Consider the following 15,831-nt stretch of genomic DNA (forward strand, 5'->3'; position numbering starts at 1 on the left):
ATGGATACTGGGACACCGCTCGTTGAAATGAAGAACATCTCGATCGCCTTCGGCGGCATTCATGCCGTCGAGAACGTATCGGTGGACCTCTTCGCGGGTGAAGTGGTGGCTCTCGTGGGCCATAACGGGGCTGGCAAATCTACGCTGATCAAGATCCTTTCGGGCGCCTACAAACGAGATGCCGGAACCATCCTCATCAATGGTGAGGAAGCGCAGATCAACAATCCCCGCGACGCCAAGAAATACGGCATCGAAACGATCTACCAGACGCTTGCCCTGGCCGACAATGTCGACGCGGCGGCCAATCTGTTCCTCGGACGCGAGCTCAGGACGGCTTGGGGCACGCTGGACGACGTTGCCATGGAGTCGGAAACGCGCAAGGTCATGGGCCGGCTCAATCCTCGTTTTCAGCGCTTCAAGGATCCGGTCAGCAATCTTTCCGGCGGTCAGCGGCAGACCGTGGCGATCGCTCGCGCCATTTACTTCAATGCGCGCATTCTCATCATGGACGAGCCCACGGCCGCGCTCGGGCCGCAGGAGGCAGCCCAGGTGGGCGACCTGGTTCGCCAGCTCAAGACGGAAGGGCTCGGCATTTTTCTGATCAGCCACGACATTCACGACGTGTTCGATCTGGCCGATCGCGTCGTCGTCATGAAAAACGGGCAGGTGGTGGGCACGGCGTCCACGGCGGATGTCACTGAGGACGATGTTCTCGGAATGATCATTCTTGGAAAGTGCCCGCCCGGCGCGATACCCGGGCCCGGCGCATTGCAGATCGCCGCCTGATCCTATCCGTCGGTCCTCGCCACGCGCAGCTCTTCCGTTTTCGCGGGCTCTACCCCGGCGATGAGATCTCCGTTTCCGTCGATGCGCCAGGTAAGCTGCGCATCCTCCTCTTCCAGTGCCGGATCGAAGGCCACGCATTTTGCAAAAATCTGCGGAAAACCCTGCATATGGCGCCGCATTTCCGTTGGGAGCACATTTTCGCATTCCGCAGAATCGGCATAGATTGGCGCTGGAGCCGGTAGCTCAGTGCAACGGCTGACATCTTCTGTGCAGCCGATAATCAGTAGCAGAAAAGCTGCGGTTTCCATGGCGATATCCTTTCACCGGGAAAACCGCCGGCCCTGCCCGCAAGTTCCGGGGCAGGGCCGGGGGGGATGATCAAAAGACGTTGATCACGAGAAGGATGCCGACAAAGGCGGCAAGGGCCAAAATCGCCAGCCTGAAATACCCAAACGGGCCATAGTTTGGCCCGGGCGGCAGAGGGTCACGCGATTCCGTACTTACCATCGCGATCCGCGCCGCATCCTCGATGTTGTTGAGCACCTTCATTTACTCTCCTCCTCAGTGGCTTGCCGCAGGGTTTCACTCAGCGCGCTCGACGGAACAATCCGAAGAGCAGCGAGACCACCAGAAGGATGAGGAAAATATAAAAGAGGATCTGTGCTATGCCGGCGGACGCACCTGCGATGCCGCCAAAACCAAGCGCGCCGGCAATGATGGCCACTACCAAAAATACAAGAGCCCAGTACAACATTTGCAACTCCCATGTTTCACAGGGGAAACCTTAGGGCTGCCCCTTCTCTCGTTGAGGAAACGCGAGGGTGTGAATGTTGGTTCCGGGCATAAGAAAAGCCGCCCTGCGGCGGCTTTCTCTCGGTCCAGTCCGTCCGGTCCAGCTAGGCCGCGGCGGCTCTTGCCTGGTGATCGAAGAAAAGAGCCTGGCTGATAAGCGCCTTGACCATGTCCGGGTTGAACGGCTTCGTGACCAGGAATGCCGGTTCGGGCCGCTCACCTGTCAAAAGCCGCTCGGGGAAGGCGGTGATGAAGATCACCGGAACGGGCGTGGTGCTCAGAATCTCGTTCACGGCGTCGATGCCCGAGCTGCCGTCCGCGAGCTGGATGTCGGCGAGAACCATGCTGGGCTGCGTCTTTTCGAAGAGCGCGGTCGCCTCCTGGTGAGCGCGGGCCGTTCCAACGACCCGATGACCGAGGCTTTCCACCAACTCCTCGATATCCATGGCGATGAGCGGTTCGTCCTCGATGATCATGATGTCGGTGGCGACCTGCCGCGAGATCTCGTCACTTGCCTGGCTGAGCAGATCATTGAGCCGCTGTTCGCTCACATCCATGATCTCCGCCGCTGCGGCTGTGTCGAAACCTTCCACCGCCACAAGCAGGAAAGCCTGGCGCGGTTGCGGGGCGAGCGCGGAAAGGTTGGTTACCGCTCGTTGCTCCCAGGCGGAGGTGGGCCTCACCTCCGGAACCCGGATCTCAAAGGTTCCGAAGAGCTTCGTAAAGAGCTTAAAGAGCGCAATCCGATCCGAGGAGGCCTCCGGGAAGATGGAGGTGTCGGCGATCAAGGCTTCCAGAGTTGCTGCGACCAAGGCGTCACCGCTGCTCTGGGAACCGGATACGGCTCTCGAGAAGCGGCGAAGGTATGGCAGGTGCGGTGCAATTCTCGCTGACAGGCTCATGCTTATTTCTATCCCCTAGAGAAGAAACCCTGGAACTAAGGCAAGATATGGTGTTCAACGCCGCCTGGACAAAAAAGTTCCTAGCGGAGTTGGAACTTTTTTGGATGCTTCCCGTTTAGGCATGAATTGTGATCTTGTGGGCGAAGACTCGAAATGACGAGAATGTTCAAAGATGTGGGGCAGGACGCGGACGACGAGAAAGGTATGACATACCAGAAGCTCGACAAGGGCAGGAACGGCAGCAAGCGCAATCCTGCAGCCGATCCCCTGGGACCAAATTCCGAAATAGGCCGTAAACTTCGACAATATTACGACGAGTTGATCTCTGAGGAAGTTCCGGACCGTTTCAGCCAACTGCTGAATCAGCTGCAGCAGCAGGAACAGCAAGGATCGACGGCGAAAAAGGATTAAACCGATGTCGGCGTCACCAAGTTTCCGCGACGGTCTCTTGGCCGCAGTGCCAACGCTGCGCGCTTTTGCAGTATCGCTCGCAAAAAATGCTGACCGGGCCGATGATTTGGTCCAGGAAACGCTGGTTAAAGCCTGGGACAAGCAGGACAGCTTCCAACCAGGCACCAATCTCAAGGCTTGGCTCTTCACCATCCTTCGCAACGAGTTTTATTCCCAAATGCGCAAGCGTCGGCGCGAGGTTGAAGATAGCGACGGAAGCATCACCGCGCGCTTGTCTATCCATCCCGCCCAAGAGGGCAATTCGGACCTGAACGATTTTCGCCGCGCGCTTGCTCTCCTGCCCGAAGATCAGAGGGAGGCCATTATACTGATCGGGGCCTCCGGGTTTTCCTATGAGGAGGCCGCCGAGATCTGCGGATGCGCGGTAGGCACGATCAAATGCCGTGTCAGCCGGGCGCGCAGTCGACTGCAGGAGATCCTGTCAATCTCGGGGGAAGGTGATTTCGGGCCCGATGCGATTACGGCGCAGGTGACCAACTCAGCGGCAGTGGCTTAGGCGGGCGCGGTCGACCACTGACCGGATCGCACTGACCAATTCATCTGCGGTGTAAGGCTTCGACACGACGGGCACGTCGGGGAATTCCTCGAATATGGCGTCGCCGCTGGTATAGCCCGTGGCGAAGACGAATGGAATTCCATGCTCCTTGAGGCGGCGGGCAAGATCGGTGGTACAGCCTTCGCCCACCTTGGCGTCCAGAATGGCGGCGTCAAAACCGAGCATCCGCGCATTGGCGCCAGCCGAATCCAGCGCCTCGGGGCAAAGCTTTGCTTCTGAGTTGACGGTCTCCACCGTGGCGGCGCCCAAATCATAGCAAAGCTGTTCGATATCCATCGCGATCAACGCTTCTTCTTCCACGAGAAGGATATTCAGCCCCTCAAAAATATCGTTCTTCAAGCGCCCTTCCCCGGTGACAGCCCTTTTTTGACGCTGTCCCATCTATTTGGGAACCTGTCATTTAAAAAAGATATGGCCTCGGCCTGGTCTGTGGCGGCGGCCGCGAACAGACCTAGGGTAAATCGCCGAATAAAAGCTCTTCCGTTCAGGGCAGCCGTGAATATTGCCGCCGTCGTTCTTCCGATAGCGCCCACTCGAAACCTGGAAGAATGTTGCGGGCCACCGCGAAGAAAACCAGTAAGGCCGGCACAGCGACAAAGCCGCCTATGGGTCCCCAAAGCCAAAGCCAGAAAGTGATAGCGAGAAATACCAGGAATGGGTTGAGCGTCATACGCCGGCCGATGACGCTGGGCGTAACGAACTGCGCCTCGATGCCGTTGATCAGAAGGTAAATGAGCATCGGCGAAATACTCCCCCAAATTGAATCGAAGCTCGCAAATCCCACTCCCAAAAGGATGACCGCCATGGTGATCGGGCCAATATAGACGATGAAGTTGAGCAGACCGGCCATGGCGCCCCAGAGGGGAGCCGATGGAACATCTATGAGCCAGAGACTGATGCCGACGGCAAAGCCCAAACAGATATTGATGATGGTGATTGCCAGCAGATAATTGGAAACGAGTTCCTCCACGTCGCGGAAGATATGGGCAACACGCCAGCGTAGAAGCCGGCCTGAGCACAGCCTTAGCACCGTAAGGCGCGTATCGTTTCGGGTGGCGATGAAGAAATAAAGGCTCGCCAGAAAGATCAGAGCCTGGGCTATGACCGCGGGCGCCAGCAGGGCGACGCTTTCCATGGCCGATCCGTCTTCCACGGAAACGGTGACGTTCGATTCCCCCGTCACGTTGCGAATCTCCTCACGGATGCTCCGGATCGTATCGAGGGGTTGAGAGAGATTGGTAAGCTGCAGTTGGAGCTCGCGCCATATCTCCGGAACTCGCCCGGCCCAGGAAGTTAGTGGCGCTGCCACGGCGACAACAAGGAAGCCGACCGAGAAAATGAATATGAGGACTGCCACGGCCGCAGACAGGCTCGGTGGCAACTTTCGGTTCTCCAGCCTCTGCGCGACGGGGCTGAGCATGAGGCCGACGACAATCGCGAGCGATACCGGCGCGGCCAGGAAACGCATTGCGTAGAGACCGGCGATTGCAACGGCGATCGCAAGCCCGATGGCTGAAGCCTGCGCGCCCCTGTTCAAAACCATATCCAGCCCGGACTTCGGCGGGATGCTGGCGGCCGGCAACTTTCTCTTCCTCAATACATTGTGCATGGGTGTACCGGTGCAGGATTTGCGTCAACGGCGGCGCGTGACGATTGTTCCGGAGGCTGACCTTAAACGGGCCGGATCGCCGCGGAACCAAGGCGACGCTTGCGCGTTCCGCCGTTGTATTGCGAAAAGGAGTGGATTATGGCGACTAGCCCACGAGCACCCAAGGAAGATGTACGGCAGGGCGGAGCCGACGCGCAGGAAAGGCGGGATGTCGAAGCCGATATCCAGCAGCTCAAGGAAGACATCGCACGGCTTAAGGATCACCTGATGCAGGTGGGGAATCGCTCGATGTCGCGGGCGCGCCGCGCAGCATTGGAGCAGGCCGATCAACTCCGTGGCAGCGCGGAGGAATTCCAGGACGACGTGATCGAAACCGTACGGGAGAAGCCGCTCACCGCTCTTGCTCTGGCGGCCGGTGCCGGCTTCCTGTTTGCAATGATGATGCGCCGCTAGGTGCGGTAGAGGGATGTTCGCCCGACTCATTGCCCTGCTTGCCACTGGCGAAGCGGCAGCGGTTAAAAGGCGGATCAAGACTGCAGCGATTTTCTACCTGGCTGCCGGCTTTCTCGGCTTTCTGGCGGTCATTTTTCTGGTGCTGGCGGCGTATCTCGCCGCCGCCACCCGCTGGGGAGCGATCGCTACGGCAGTCTGGTTCGGTCTTGGTTTACTGGTGCTGAGCGCCGTAATTTTCATCGCCTACAGGATTTCGGCGCGGTCGCGCCGGCGCGCGGAGATGAGCAAGCGGGCTGAAAGCATGATGGTCGGCGCCTCGGCTCTTGCGATGCTGCCGAGCCTTGTCGGCAAGAAACGCAATTGGGTCACCGCCGTCATGGTTCTGGCCGGGCTCGGTGGCTATCTTGCCTATACGGAGCTGATGCGCAGAAGCCGCCGGGCTGAGGATTAGGCCGAAGGCTAGAAAGGATCTTTGGATCGATGGACGAAAAAGTGCCCCCTAAAAAGGCGCGCCAAGGGCGGGAAGGGATACCGGTTCTTCTGGTCCTGATCGGCGCGCTTTTGCTCGCCGGCATCGTCTGGGTGTTCGTTGAGATATACGGCGTCTTCATAGACGAGCGCCAGCCCGTCGAGATGCCCGATTCGACCGAACGCGTTCCACTGGAGCAGTCGCAGGATTAGAAAATCTTATCGCGCTCCTTCGGCGGGCACCAGCACCCGCAGAGCCTTCGGCCAGAGTTCGACATGCATGTCGCGCTCCAGCGGGTAGAGCTCGCCATCGATCGCGCACCTGAACTGCTTGCCGGGTGAAAGTATCCTGAGGTGCACCTCGTCGGCCTCGTGGATCTCTACCTGGTTGTTCTCGCGCCAGCGCCCGAGCGCCATGTTTATGAAGAACGCCAGCAGATCCCACCTATCTTCCGCTCGGGTGATGTAGACGCCGAGCACGCCGCCATCCGGCTTGTCCGCATAGGGAAGGTGCCCTTCGCCAAGCAGGTTGTTCGTGATTCCTATGCCGGATGTGGTTGTAAGAAGCTCCGCATCCCCGAAAGTGAGCGACACATCCAGATTGTGCGGGTTGCGTAATGTGGCCAGGCCCGCGCGCGCAGAGGCCAGCAGCTTGCCCAATCTCCCGCGGAACGGGATGCGCGAGCGCAGCCGGATGAGCTGCGGATGCATGCCGAGGGAGAATTGGTGGACGAAGGGCCTTCCGTTGACGCGGGCCATGTCGACGCGGCGTATGTGACCCTCGGCAAGCGCTGCGATGGCGGTTTCGATATCGAGGGGGATGCCGAGGCTGCGGGCAAAAAGATTCATGGTCCCCGCCGGTAGCACCGCCAGAATCTTATCTGACCCCGCAATCAGGCTTGCCGCCAGCGAAACAGTGCCGTCGCCGCCGCCAACAAGCACGGCTTCGGCATCCGGCGCTCCGCAATTGTCCTGAATCGCACTCAGGATATCACTTCCATCCACCGCCATGACGTCGATGGTATGGCCCGCCTCTGTGAACACCTTCGTCAGGCGCGCGGTAAGGACGTCCAGATCCATTGTGCTGAGCGTTCCGCCGCCGCGGTTCAGTACGGCACGGATGCGCATGAAATGCCCTGTGCAGAGGTTAGCCGTTCGCGGAAGGAATGTGTAACAAGCCCTTTCAGTTCCCAGGCGCGACCGCACTCATCGCGGAACCGTTTCATGGCCCGCACGTTGTAGAAATGTGGTGGCCGCACACCCGCTCCTCACTGCCAGGTTCGGTCGGATGCGCGGCCATGTACAGCAAAACTGCACATGGAGAGCTTAACATGATCCGCACACTTTTGGCGACCACCGCGCTTGCCACCCTACTTGCAGGCGGTGCGATCGCCCAGCAAACGACCCCGCCCACGACGGCCCCGTCGGCTGCGCCCGCCGAGAGCCAAACTCAGCAGATGGTGGTCCACGCTGAAGGGCATCTCGCGTCCAATATCATCGGAGAGGCTGTTTATAACAGCACAGGCGATGATGCAGAAGACATAGGCGATGTCAGCGATCTCGTGATCACCAATGAAGGTCAGATCGAAGCTATCGTTGTCGGCGTCGGCGGGTTCCTTGGCATTGGGCAGAAAGATGTAGCCCTCGAATTCAATCTGGCTCAATGGACCGATCAGCCGGATGGCGAACGCCGGCTCGTCGTGGAAACGACTGAGGATGCCCTGAGGGCGTTGCCGGAATTCGATCGCTCAGCCTATGAGCCGATGCCGGCGGACGCACAGGTAGGCGAAACCACGCCTGCAACCGAGCAGGACCTTGCAACGGCCCGCACTCAGGAAGAAGGGGCTGAAGGCGGAGAGACTGGCGGCGAAACCGCGATGGCTCCGGCAGACTCAGGTCAGGAAGGCGGCGAGGCTGGCGGTGAAACCGCAATGGCTCCGGCCGATTCAGGTCAGGAAAGCGGCGAAATGGCTGCCGATCAAACCGAGCAAACCGGCGATCAGGCCGGTGGAGCCACGGGCGGCGCAGTAGCAACAGCTCCGGCGACCGGCGCTGGCGATGATCAGCAGGCGCAGCAGCCGGCCGATCAGCAGGCGCAGCAGGAGCGGCCCGCTGACCAGCAGACCGCCCAAGACAATCAGATGGGTGCCGGCGAGGCCGCTACCGACCAGACGCAGACCGGCGCCATTGACCGCAGCACTATGCAGCAAGCCACGCCTGACCAGTTGACGGCCGAGACGCTTGTCGGAACCACCGTCTACGGCGCCAATGAGGAGAATATTGGCGAGATCGGCGACGTCGCCCTCACCCCCGAAGGCCAGGTGGATGCGGTGATCGTGGATGTCGGCGGGTTCCTAGGCGTCGGCGAGAAACAGGTCGCGATCGGCATGGACGACCTCAATTTCATGGCCGATGAAGATGGCGATCTGTACCTGTTCACGAATTTCACGCAGGAACAGCTCGAGGCGCAGCCCGCTTACGATGAGGCTTCCTACGCGGAAAACCGTGACGAAATGCGCTTGCAGGCGCAGTAAGACCGTTTCGCTCTTGCGACGCTTGGAAAGGCCCCGTCAACGGGGCCTTTTCATTTTCGCGGAGCATCGTTTCTATCGGGAAGACAGTGCATCTTCCATAGCGTATCTTTCGGCTTGGTCGGGCTCGCTCCATTTATGGCGCGAATAGGCGGCGGGGTGGAGCGCCCCTCCGCCAAGGAGGCTAAACCATGCTTGATGCAATCGAAGGCATTCACCACATCACGTCCATGGCCCGCGATGCCAACGTCACGGATCAGTTCCACACGAGGGTCCTGGGACTACGGCGCGTCAAGAAGACCGTCAATTTCGACGCACCGGACGTCTACCATCTCTATTATGCCAATCGCGTCGCTCAACCGGGTACGGTGATGACCTATTTCCCGTTCCCGAACATTGCCAGCGGAGCGCGAGGCGCGGGCGAAGTCAGCACGACCGTTTTTTCCGTGCCGGAAGGAAGCCTGGATTTCTGGGAAAGGCATCTTGCCGACAGCGCAGTGGGCGGAATAAAGCGAGCTCAAGCCTTTGGCGAAGACCAGCTCTATTTCGACGGGATCGACGGCGATAGCTTTGCGCTCGCAGCCGTGGCGGGTGACGGGCGCGAACCCTGGACGGGTGCGGGGATTCCGGCTGACCATGCGATCCGCGGTTTTAGTTCCGCTACCTTGCTGCTCAATGACGGCCAGCCTACGCAGGAGCTTCTGGAGCTGATGGGCTTCAAGGAAAAGGGCCGAGAAGGAAATGTCGTCCGCTTGCAGCGCGAGACTGGCAACGGCGCGGCGACCATCGACATCAAGGCCGATCGTGCTGCACCTCCTGCGCGACAGGGAGCGGGCTCCGTGCACCACATCGCATTCGCCGTGCCCGATGCCGCCGCCCAGCGCACCGTACGCCAGGCACTCTCGCAGGAGGGTTTTCAAGTGACGCCTGTGATCGACAGGGACTATTTTCTGGCAATCTATTTCCGATCGCCGGGCGGCGTGCTTTTCGAGGTCGCAACGGATGATCCGGGTTTTGCGCGGGATGAGGACATGGATCATCTAGGCGAGGCCCTGAAACTGCCGCGCCAGCATGAGCACCTGCGCCCCTATCTTGAGGCGCGCCTGCCGGCGATCGGGAGCTGAACCATGGGGATCGATGCCTACAGGCATTTCTCGGCGCCGGCCGGTCCCGGCCGGCCCCTTCTGTTTCTCTTTCACGGGACCGGCGGGGATGAGCGCCAGCTCCTCCCGCTTGCGCGCGAGGTGGCTCCTTGGGCGGGGATTATCGCTCCTCTCGGGGATGTGAGCGAACACGGAGCGCCCCGTTTCTTCCGCCGCACTGGCGAGGGCGTCTACGATATGGCGGATCTTGCCCGCGCCACGGAAAAAATGGTGAGCTTCGTTCGCGCGCATGTGGCGGCCGAAAAGCCCGGTGCCGTGCTCGGCCTCGGCTATTCAAATGGGGCGAATATTCTCGCCACAACTATTTTCAGCAATCCTTCGCTTTTCGACGCTGCAGTGCTGATGCATCCCCTCATCCCCTTTGAGCCTCGTTTCGGCTCGGACAGCGTGGAAATCAGGCTTCTGATCACGGCAGGGCGGCATGATCCGGTCTGTCCTGCGCCGCTGACGAACAGGCTTGCCTCATACCTGGAAGCAGCCGGCGCTGCGAGCGAGATCGTCTGGCACGAAGGCGGCCACGAGCTGCGCTCGAACGAGATTGACGCGACGCGGGATTTCTTTTCCGCCTACGGTGATCCTCGGGAAAAAACGCGATGAAGGAACCGCATATCAAGCTTCACGAAGCCGGCAGCAAAGGCCGTTACGTTCATGCGGCCGATGGCAAAGAAGCGCAGATGACCTTCACCAGAATCGGTGAGAAGCAGATCATCATCGATCATACGGAGGTTCCGCCGGCTTTCCGCGGGCAAGGCATCGGGGAAGCGCTGGTGAGACGAGCCGTCGAGGACGCGCGGATGAACGGGTTGAAAATCAGGCCGCTTTGTCCTTTTGCCGCAGCCCAGTTCCGCCGTCACCCCGAGTGGGGCGACGTGCTGGCACGTTAGCTTAAGTGCTCCGCCCTCACAGCGGCCTGCGGGGCGTGGGAGGCCGAGCTCGCATCGAATTCGGAATTCGTTATGTCTCCCGTTTCACGGCTGCCGAGGAGGGGACTTTCGGCGTTTCATTCCCCAACGTAATCGTGAACGCCGTTTTTGCTGAAGTTTCGATCCTTCCGCCTCGTCTTTGCCCTGTTTGATGCTATCTTACCGGTGAGGCGGTGCTTCCCGTAGGCGTCCGCCGTTCGATCTGGAAGGGTGATGGCGGAGCAACATTCCACAAACGGCCTGAAACCCGGGCTGCTCATCCGCCTCCGGCGGACGCGCACTGCGGTGCGCGCGGTTATCCTCGTCGAGCGTTTGTGGCCCGTCATCCTGCCGCTTCTCGTTATAATCAGCCTGTTCCTGAGCCTTGCCTGGCTGGGGGTATTTCGTATTCTCCCGGATTGGGCGCGGCTCGGTGTTCTCGGGGTGCTCGCCGTAGGGGCTCTTGCCAGCTTCTGGCCAATGCGCTCCTTCCGCATGCCGACCGCGGCTGAAATCGACCGCCGCATCGAACAGGCCAATCTTCTGGAACATGCGCCGGTTTCCGTCCAGTCGGACCAGCTCGCCACCCATGGTGACGATCCTTTCGCCATGGCGCTGTGGCGCGAGCACCAGCGGCGCATGGCCGAGCGGCTTTCCAGGCTCAAAGGTGACCTGCCCCGGACCTCGATTCCAGAGCGCGACCCGTTCGGCTTGCGTGCCCTCGCCGCCCTCCTCTTCGTCACGGCGCTTGCTTTTTCCACTGGGCCCTATGGCGGGCGCATCTCCGATGCCTTCGAACCGCCGGCAGCGACGCAGGCGGCCACTGCGCGCGTCGATGCCTGGGTAACGCCGCCGGCCTATACCGGGCGCGCGCCCATCTTCCTCACGGCCGATGCCAATATTCAGCAGCATGCATTCACCGTGCCCCAAAACAGCACGGTGGCGGTGCGTGTCAGCGGCGGCTCGGGCGGGGAGAGCCTGCATTTCGTGGACATGTCAGGAGAGGAGCAACCGCTCGCATCGGATGAGCAAGCTGCGCCGGATGCAGCCGCAGCCTCGCAGGCGGGAAATGCGTCGCGCTTTTCGCACGTGCTGTCCTCAGGCGGGAACGTGATCCTGCGCAATGGTGGCAGGGAACTGCAGAGCTGGACCTTCTCGGTTATTCCCGATGAGCCGCCGCAGATCAGATTCGTAGAAGAGCCGAGGCGGGCTGTGAATGGCGCGTTGGAACTGGCCTACGAAATCAAGGATGATTATGGAGCCACCAAGGCTGAGGCCGCATTCGAACAGACCGAGGCCGATCCGCAGGCGCGCCCGCTGTTCGAAGCGCCGGAAATGCCGCTTACCTTGCCGCGGGGCGGCGACCGCACCACCGCCAAGGCATCGCGCGACCTGACAGAGCATCCATGGGCCGGATCGGAAGTAAGGCTCACTCTTTCGGCAACGGACGCTGCGGAACAGACCGCGCAGAGCGAAACGAAGACGTTCCGGCTCCCCGAGCGCACATTCACAAATCCCCTTGCGCGGTCCGTGATCGAGCAGCGCCGGGTTCTTGCTCTGGACGCGAAACAGAAGCGGCGCGTGCTCTCGCTTATGGATGCGCTGCTCCTCTGGCCCGAGGAGACTTTTGCGGACGCTACGCATTTCCTTCTCATCTCCGCCGCGCGGTCCAAGCTTTCCATGGCGCGCAATGATGATGCGCTGCGCGACGTGGTCGCCCAGCTCTGGGAGATCGCGCTCATCATCGAGGATGGCGACATGACCGCCGCCGAGAGGCGGCTGCGCCAGGCACAAGAAGAGCTCAAGCAGGCGCTGGAGAATGGCGCCACCGACGAGGAAATCGAGCGGCTGATGGATGAACTGCGGCAGGCAATGCAGGAGTTCCTGCGGGAGTTTGCCGAGCGCGCCATGCAGAACCAGCAACTATCGGAAATGCCGAACAGCGAAATGCTGAGCCAGAATGATCTCCAGCGCATGCTCGACCAGATCGAGAATCTCGCCAGATCGGGCGCGCGCGACCAAGCGCGGGATCTGCTTTCTCAGCTTGAGAACATGATGAACAACCTGCAGATGGCTCAGCCGCAGCAGGGCCAGGGTGGCCAGCAGTCCGAAATGCGCCAGCAGATGGATCGTCTGGGCGAGCTCATGCGCCGCCAGCAGGAGCTCATGAACGAGACCTTCCGCCTCGACCAGCAGCAGCACGGGCAGCAGGGCCAAATGGGCGAGCAAGGACAGATGGGCGAGCAGGGGCAGATGGGCCAACAGGGCCAAATGGGTCAGCAAGGCCAGGGTCAGCAGCCGGGCCAGGGACAGGGAATGTCGCCCGAAGAGCTTGCAGAGGCACTGCGCAACCTGCAGGAGGGCCAGGGTGGCCTGCGGCAGGAACTCGAAAGCCTGACGGAAGGTTTGCGCGGCCTCGGGATCCAGCCGGGCGACGGTTTTGGAGAAGCCGGAGAAGCCATGGGCGAGGCCGAGGGAGCGCTGGGTCAGGGCGAGGGAGAGCGTGCCGTCGGCGAGCAGGGGCGGGCGCTTGAAGCGTTGCGCCGGGGCGCCCAGGACATGATGAACCAGATGCAGGCAATGCAGGGCGATCAAGGTGGCCAAGGCCAGCAGGGGAGCCGGCAGGGCACCTTCGGCCGCGATCCGCTGGGTCGCCCGCGTGCAACCACCGGACCTGATTTCGGTGACGATGTGAAGGTCCCGGACGAAATCGACACTCAGCGGGCGCGCGAAATCCTCGATGCGATCCGCCGCCGGCTCGGAAATGCGCTCAGCCCCGAGGTCGAGCGCGAATATCTGGAACGCCTTCTCGACATGCGGTGATGGCGGATCGCGGTCTGGGCGCCAGAACCTGAGGCCGGCAATCGAGTACGCGCTGCGCCACGACTCAAACGCCCGCTTCCCGAATCCTGAAACACAACCCTGCGGAATGGGCACGCGGAACGGTTAAAATGTGCGGAACGCCCGATACATGCCGGCGTTGCAGGAAGTCTTTTGGCACTCTCAATAGGTGAGTGCTAATTTTTCTTCCGCGCCCTCTTGAAGGCTGAAATTTTCAAAACCAAATTTTTCGCGCGTGGTGCCATGACGGGCCGCGTACCGCGCCGGAAAGGGATGGCGCGGGAGGTGCTTCGAAAAATTGTTTGTCCCAGGAGGAAGACATGAAGTTCCGTCCTTTGCATGACCGCCTGCTTGTCCGCCGCATCGAGGCGGAGGAGAAAACGGCGGGAGGGGTGATCATTCCCGATACCGCGAAGGAAAAACCGCAGGAAGGCGAGGTGCTGGCAGTCGGCCCTGGCGTCCGCGACGAGAAGGGTGAGCTCATCGCCCTGGAAGTGAAGGTCGGAGACCGCATCCTTTTCGGAAAGTGGTCCGGCACAGAAATCCGCCTTCAAGGCGAGGATCTGCTCATCATGAAGGAAAGCGACGTCCTCGGCATTCTCGACAAGGAAGCCGAGGTCAAGAAGGCTGCTTGAGCGCGGCCATCAGTCGAATCCGCCAATGAAGGAGTATTAAAATGGCTGCCAAGGACGTAAAATTTCATTCGGATGCCCGCGAGCGCATGCTGCGCGGTGTCGATGTCCTCGCCAATGCTGTGAAGGTCACTCTTGGTCCCAAGGGCCGCAACGTCGTCATCGACAAATCGTTCGGCGCCCCCCGCATCACCAAGGACGGTGTCACCGTCGCCAAGGAGATCGAGCTTGAGGACAAGTTCGAAAATATGGGCGCTCAGATGGTGCGCGAGGTGGCCTCGAAAACCAACGATGCCGCCGGCGACGGCACTACCACGGCGACGGTTCTTACTCAGGCCATCGTGAAGGAAGGCGCAAAGGCAGTCGCCTCCGGCATGAACCCGATGGATCTGAAGCGCGGCATCGACAAGGCCGTCGAGGCTATCGTCGAGGAGCTCAAGAAGAACGCCCGTAAGGTCACCAAGAACGACGAGATCGCGCAGGTCGGCACGATTTCTGCCAATGGCGATCAGGAGATTGGCCGTTTCCTGGCCCAGGCGATGGAGAAGGTCGGCAATGAAGGCGTGATTACGGTCGAGGAAGCCAAAACCGCCGAGACCGAGCTCGAAGTGGTCGAAGGCATGCAGTTCGACCGTGGCTATCTCTCCCCGTATTTCATCACCAATCAGGAGAAGATGCGGGTGGAGCTCGATGAGCCCTATCTGCTCATTCACGAGAAGAAGCTTGCCAGCCTTCAGCCGCTGCTTCCCGTTCTTGAGGCGGTGGTGCAGTCCGGCAAGCCGCTTCTCATCATCGCGGAGGATGTGGAGGGCGAGGCCCTTGCAACGCTGGTGGTCAACAAGCTGCGCGGCGGCTTGAAAGTCGCAGCCGTGAAGGCTCCTGGCTTCGGCGATCGCCGCAAGGCCATGCTGCAGGACATCGCCATTCTCACCGGCGGCACCGCCATCTCCGAGGATCTCGGCATCAAGCTTGAGAACGTCACGCTCGAGATGCTTGGCCGCGCCAAGAAAGTGGTCATCGAAAAGGAGAACACCACCATTGTCGACGGGGCTGGCTCCAAGGACGAGATCCAGGGCCGCGTCAATCAGATCAAGGCGCAGATCGAGGAGACGACCTCCGACTACGACCGCGAGAAGCTGCAGGAGCGGCTGGCCAAGCTCGCTGGGGGCGTTGCCGTGATCCGCGTCGGCGGTGCCACCGAAGTCGAGGTGAAGGAGCGCAAGGACCGGGTGGACGATGCGATGCATGCGACGCGCGCGGCGGTCGAGGAAGGCTTGCTGCCCGGCGGCGGCGTGGCGCTCCTGCGTGCGGCCAAGGCGCTGGACAATGTCACGGGCGAGAACGAGGACCAGAAGGTCGGCATCAGTATCGTCCGCCGCGCCATCGAAGCTCCGATCCGGCAGATCGCCGAGAACGCGGGCGCTGAAGGCTCAATCATCGTCGGGAGAGTGCGCGAAAAGCCGGACTTCGGTTATGGCTGGAACGCCCAGACCGGTGAATATGGAGACCTCTATCAGATGGGCGTGATCGATCCGGTGAAAGTGGTGCGCGCTGCACTGCAGGATGCCGCTTCCGTTGCCGGGCTGCTGATCACCACCGAAGCGATGGTGGCCGACCGGCCGAAGAAGGAAACCGCTCCCGCCATGCCCGCGGGCGCCGGGATGGACTTCTAAACAGCCTTCTCAAGGCTTTAAGGGCGCGGCCGGCCTCCGGCCGCGCTCTCGC

General features: G+C 60.9%; 20 protein-coding genes. 13 read left to right on the forward strand and 7 right to left on the reverse strand.

All coding sequences use genetic code 11. The features are described from left to right. The gene (locus tag GNP00_RS20475) at window positions 1-786 is read left to right on the forward strand and encodes an ATP-binding cassette domain-containing protein (RefSeq protein ID WP_011582425.1); all 786 of its coding nucleotides are present in this window, start codon (window positions 1-3) and stop codon (window positions 784-786) included. 2 nt (window positions 787-788) lie between these two features. On the opposite strand, the gene GNP00_RS20480 is transcribed toward GNP00_RS20475, so the two are convergent. From GNP00_RS20480 to GNP00_RS20495, 4 genes are all read right to left on the reverse strand, one after another. Next, the gene (locus GNP00_RS20480) at window positions 789-1,094 is read right to left on the reverse strand and encodes a hypothetical protein (RefSeq protein WP_011582424.1); all 306 of its coding nucleotides are present in this window, start codon (window positions 1,092-1,094) and stop codon (window positions 789-791) included. Between the two features lie 70 nt (window positions 1,095-1,164). Continuing rightward, a complete protein-coding gene (locus GNP00_RS20485; protein ID WP_157038110.1) occupies window positions 1,165-1,335 on the reverse strand; it encodes a hypothetical protein in 171 nt (56 codons plus the stop codon). Between the two features lie 37 nt (window positions 1,336-1,372). Further along, complete coding sequence (locus GNP00_RS20490) at window positions 1,373-1,540, reverse strand: DUF1328 domain-containing protein (RefSeq protein ID WP_011582423.1); 168 nt, start codon at window positions 1,538-1,540, stop codon at window positions 1,373-1,375. A 142-nt stretch (window positions 1,541-1,682) separates the two neighbouring features. Then, window positions 1,683-2,480: a response regulator gene (locus tag GNP00_RS20495; protein ID WP_011582422.1), complete on the reverse strand. Its 798-nt coding sequence runs from the start codon at window positions 2,478-2,480 to the stop codon at window positions 1,683-1,685. 204 nt (window positions 2,481-2,684) lie between these two features. Between GNP00_RS20495 and GNP00_RS20500 the strand changes: the two genes are divergently transcribed. Both GNP00_RS20500 and GNP00_RS20505 read left to right on the forward strand, forming a co-directional pair. Continuing rightward, a complete protein-coding gene (locus tag GNP00_RS20500) occupies window positions 2,685-2,891 on the forward strand; it encodes a NepR family anti-sigma factor (RefSeq protein ID WP_041545611.1) in 207 nt (68 codons plus the stop codon). A 4-nt stretch (window positions 2,892-2,895) separates the two neighbouring features. Continuing rightward, window positions 2,896-3,447 carry a sigma-70 family RNA polymerase sigma factor gene (locus GNP00_RS20505; RefSeq protein ID WP_166016259.1) on the forward strand — a complete coding sequence of 184 codons (552 nt, stop codon included), beginning with the start codon at window positions 2,896-2,898 and terminating at the stop codon, window positions 3,445-3,447. Here GNP00_RS20505 and GNP00_RS20510 read toward each other — a convergent pair. Next, entirely contained in the window at window positions 3,430-3,846 is a 417-nt protein-coding gene (locus GNP00_RS20510) for a response regulator (protein WP_049764827.1), read from the reverse strand. The genes GNP00_RS20505 and GNP00_RS20510 overlap by 18 nt on opposite strands. Before the next feature lie 145 nt (window positions 3,847-3,991). Beyond that, window positions 3,992-5,089, reverse strand: coding sequence for an AI-2E family transporter (locus GNP00_RS20515; RefSeq protein ID WP_246259479.1), 1,098 nt, complete (start codon window positions 5,087-5,089; stop codon window positions 3,992-3,994). A 165-nt stretch (window positions 5,090-5,254) separates the two neighbouring features. Here GNP00_RS20515 and GNP00_RS20520 point away from each other — a divergent pair, with 165 nt between their 5' ends. The 3 genes from GNP00_RS20520 to GNP00_RS20530 are packed head-to-tail and all read left to right on the forward strand — an operon-like array spanning window position 5,255 to window position 6,250. Beyond that, entirely contained in the window at window positions 5,255-5,569 is a 315-nt protein-coding gene (locus tag GNP00_RS20520; protein WP_011582417.1) for a hypothetical protein, read from the forward strand. Between the two features lie 13 nt (window positions 5,570-5,582). Further along, window positions 5,583-6,020, forward strand: coding sequence for a hypothetical protein (locus GNP00_RS20525; protein ID WP_011582416.1), 438 nt, complete (start codon window positions 5,583-5,585; stop codon window positions 6,018-6,020). Window positions 6,021-6,049: 29 nt separating this feature from the next. Continuing rightward, window positions 6,050-6,250 (forward strand): hypothetical protein, encoded by a 201-nt coding sequence (locus tag GNP00_RS20530; protein WP_041544836.1) that lies wholly within the window; start codon window positions 6,050-6,052, stop codon window positions 6,248-6,250. A 6-nt stretch (window positions 6,251-6,256) separates the two neighbouring features. Here the strand turns inward: GNP00_RS20530 and GNP00_RS20535 are convergent, their stop codons facing one another. Then, the gene (locus tag GNP00_RS20535) at window positions 6,257-7,165 is read right to left on the reverse strand and encodes a diacylglycerol/lipid kinase family protein (RefSeq protein WP_011582415.1); all 909 of its coding nucleotides are present in this window, start codon (window positions 7,163-7,165) and stop codon (window positions 6,257-6,259) included. Window positions 7,166-7,368: 203 nt separating this feature from the next. Between GNP00_RS20535 and GNP00_RS20540 the strand changes: the two genes are divergently transcribed. From GNP00_RS20540 to groL, 7 genes are all read left to right on the forward strand, one after another. Continuing rightward, window positions 7,369-8,571: a PRC-barrel domain-containing protein gene (locus GNP00_RS20540; RefSeq protein ID WP_011582414.1), complete on the forward strand. Its 1,203-nt coding sequence runs from the start codon at window positions 7,369-7,371 to the stop codon at window positions 8,569-8,571. Between the two features lie 188 nt (window positions 8,572-8,759). After that, window positions 8,760-9,692 (forward strand): ring-cleaving dioxygenase, encoded by a 933-nt coding sequence (locus GNP00_RS20545; RefSeq protein ID WP_011582413.1) that lies wholly within the window; start codon window positions 8,760-8,762, stop codon window positions 9,690-9,692. 3 nt (window positions 9,693-9,695) lie between these two features. After that, window positions 9,696-10,328, forward strand: coding sequence for an alpha/beta hydrolase (locus GNP00_RS20550; protein ID WP_011582412.1), 633 nt, complete (start codon window positions 9,696-9,698; stop codon window positions 10,326-10,328). Next, window positions 10,325-10,615 carry a GNAT family N-acetyltransferase gene (locus tag GNP00_RS20555; RefSeq protein ID WP_011582411.1) on the forward strand — a complete coding sequence of 97 codons (291 nt, stop codon included), beginning with the start codon at window positions 10,325-10,327 and terminating at the stop codon, window positions 10,613-10,615. The genes GNP00_RS20550 and GNP00_RS20555 overlap by 4 nt, the downstream gene beginning before the upstream one ends. Before the next feature lie 252 nt (window positions 10,616-10,867). Then, window positions 10,868-13,456, forward strand: coding sequence for a TIGR02302 family protein (locus GNP00_RS20560; protein WP_011582410.1), 2,589 nt, complete (start codon window positions 10,868-10,870; stop codon window positions 13,454-13,456). Between the two features lie 338 nt (window positions 13,457-13,794). Beyond that, window positions 13,795-14,109 carry a co-chaperone GroES gene (locus GNP00_RS20565; RefSeq protein ID WP_011582409.1) on the forward strand — a complete coding sequence of 105 codons (315 nt, stop codon included), beginning with the start codon at window positions 13,795-13,797 and terminating at the stop codon, window positions 14,107-14,109. Window positions 14,110-14,150: 41 nt separating this feature from the next. Beyond that, complete coding sequence (gene groL / locus GNP00_RS20570; RefSeq protein WP_011582408.1) at window positions 14,151-15,779, forward strand: chaperonin GroEL; 1,629 nt, start codon at window positions 14,151-14,153, stop codon at window positions 15,777-15,779. The last annotated feature ends 52 nt before the right edge of the window (window positions 15,780-15,831 follow it).

Source organism: Chelativorans multitrophicus (genome assembly GCF_011317445.1).
Classification (GTDB): domain Bacteria; phylum Pseudomonadota; class Alphaproteobacteria; order Rhizobiales; family Rhizobiaceae; genus Chelativorans; species Chelativorans multitrophicus.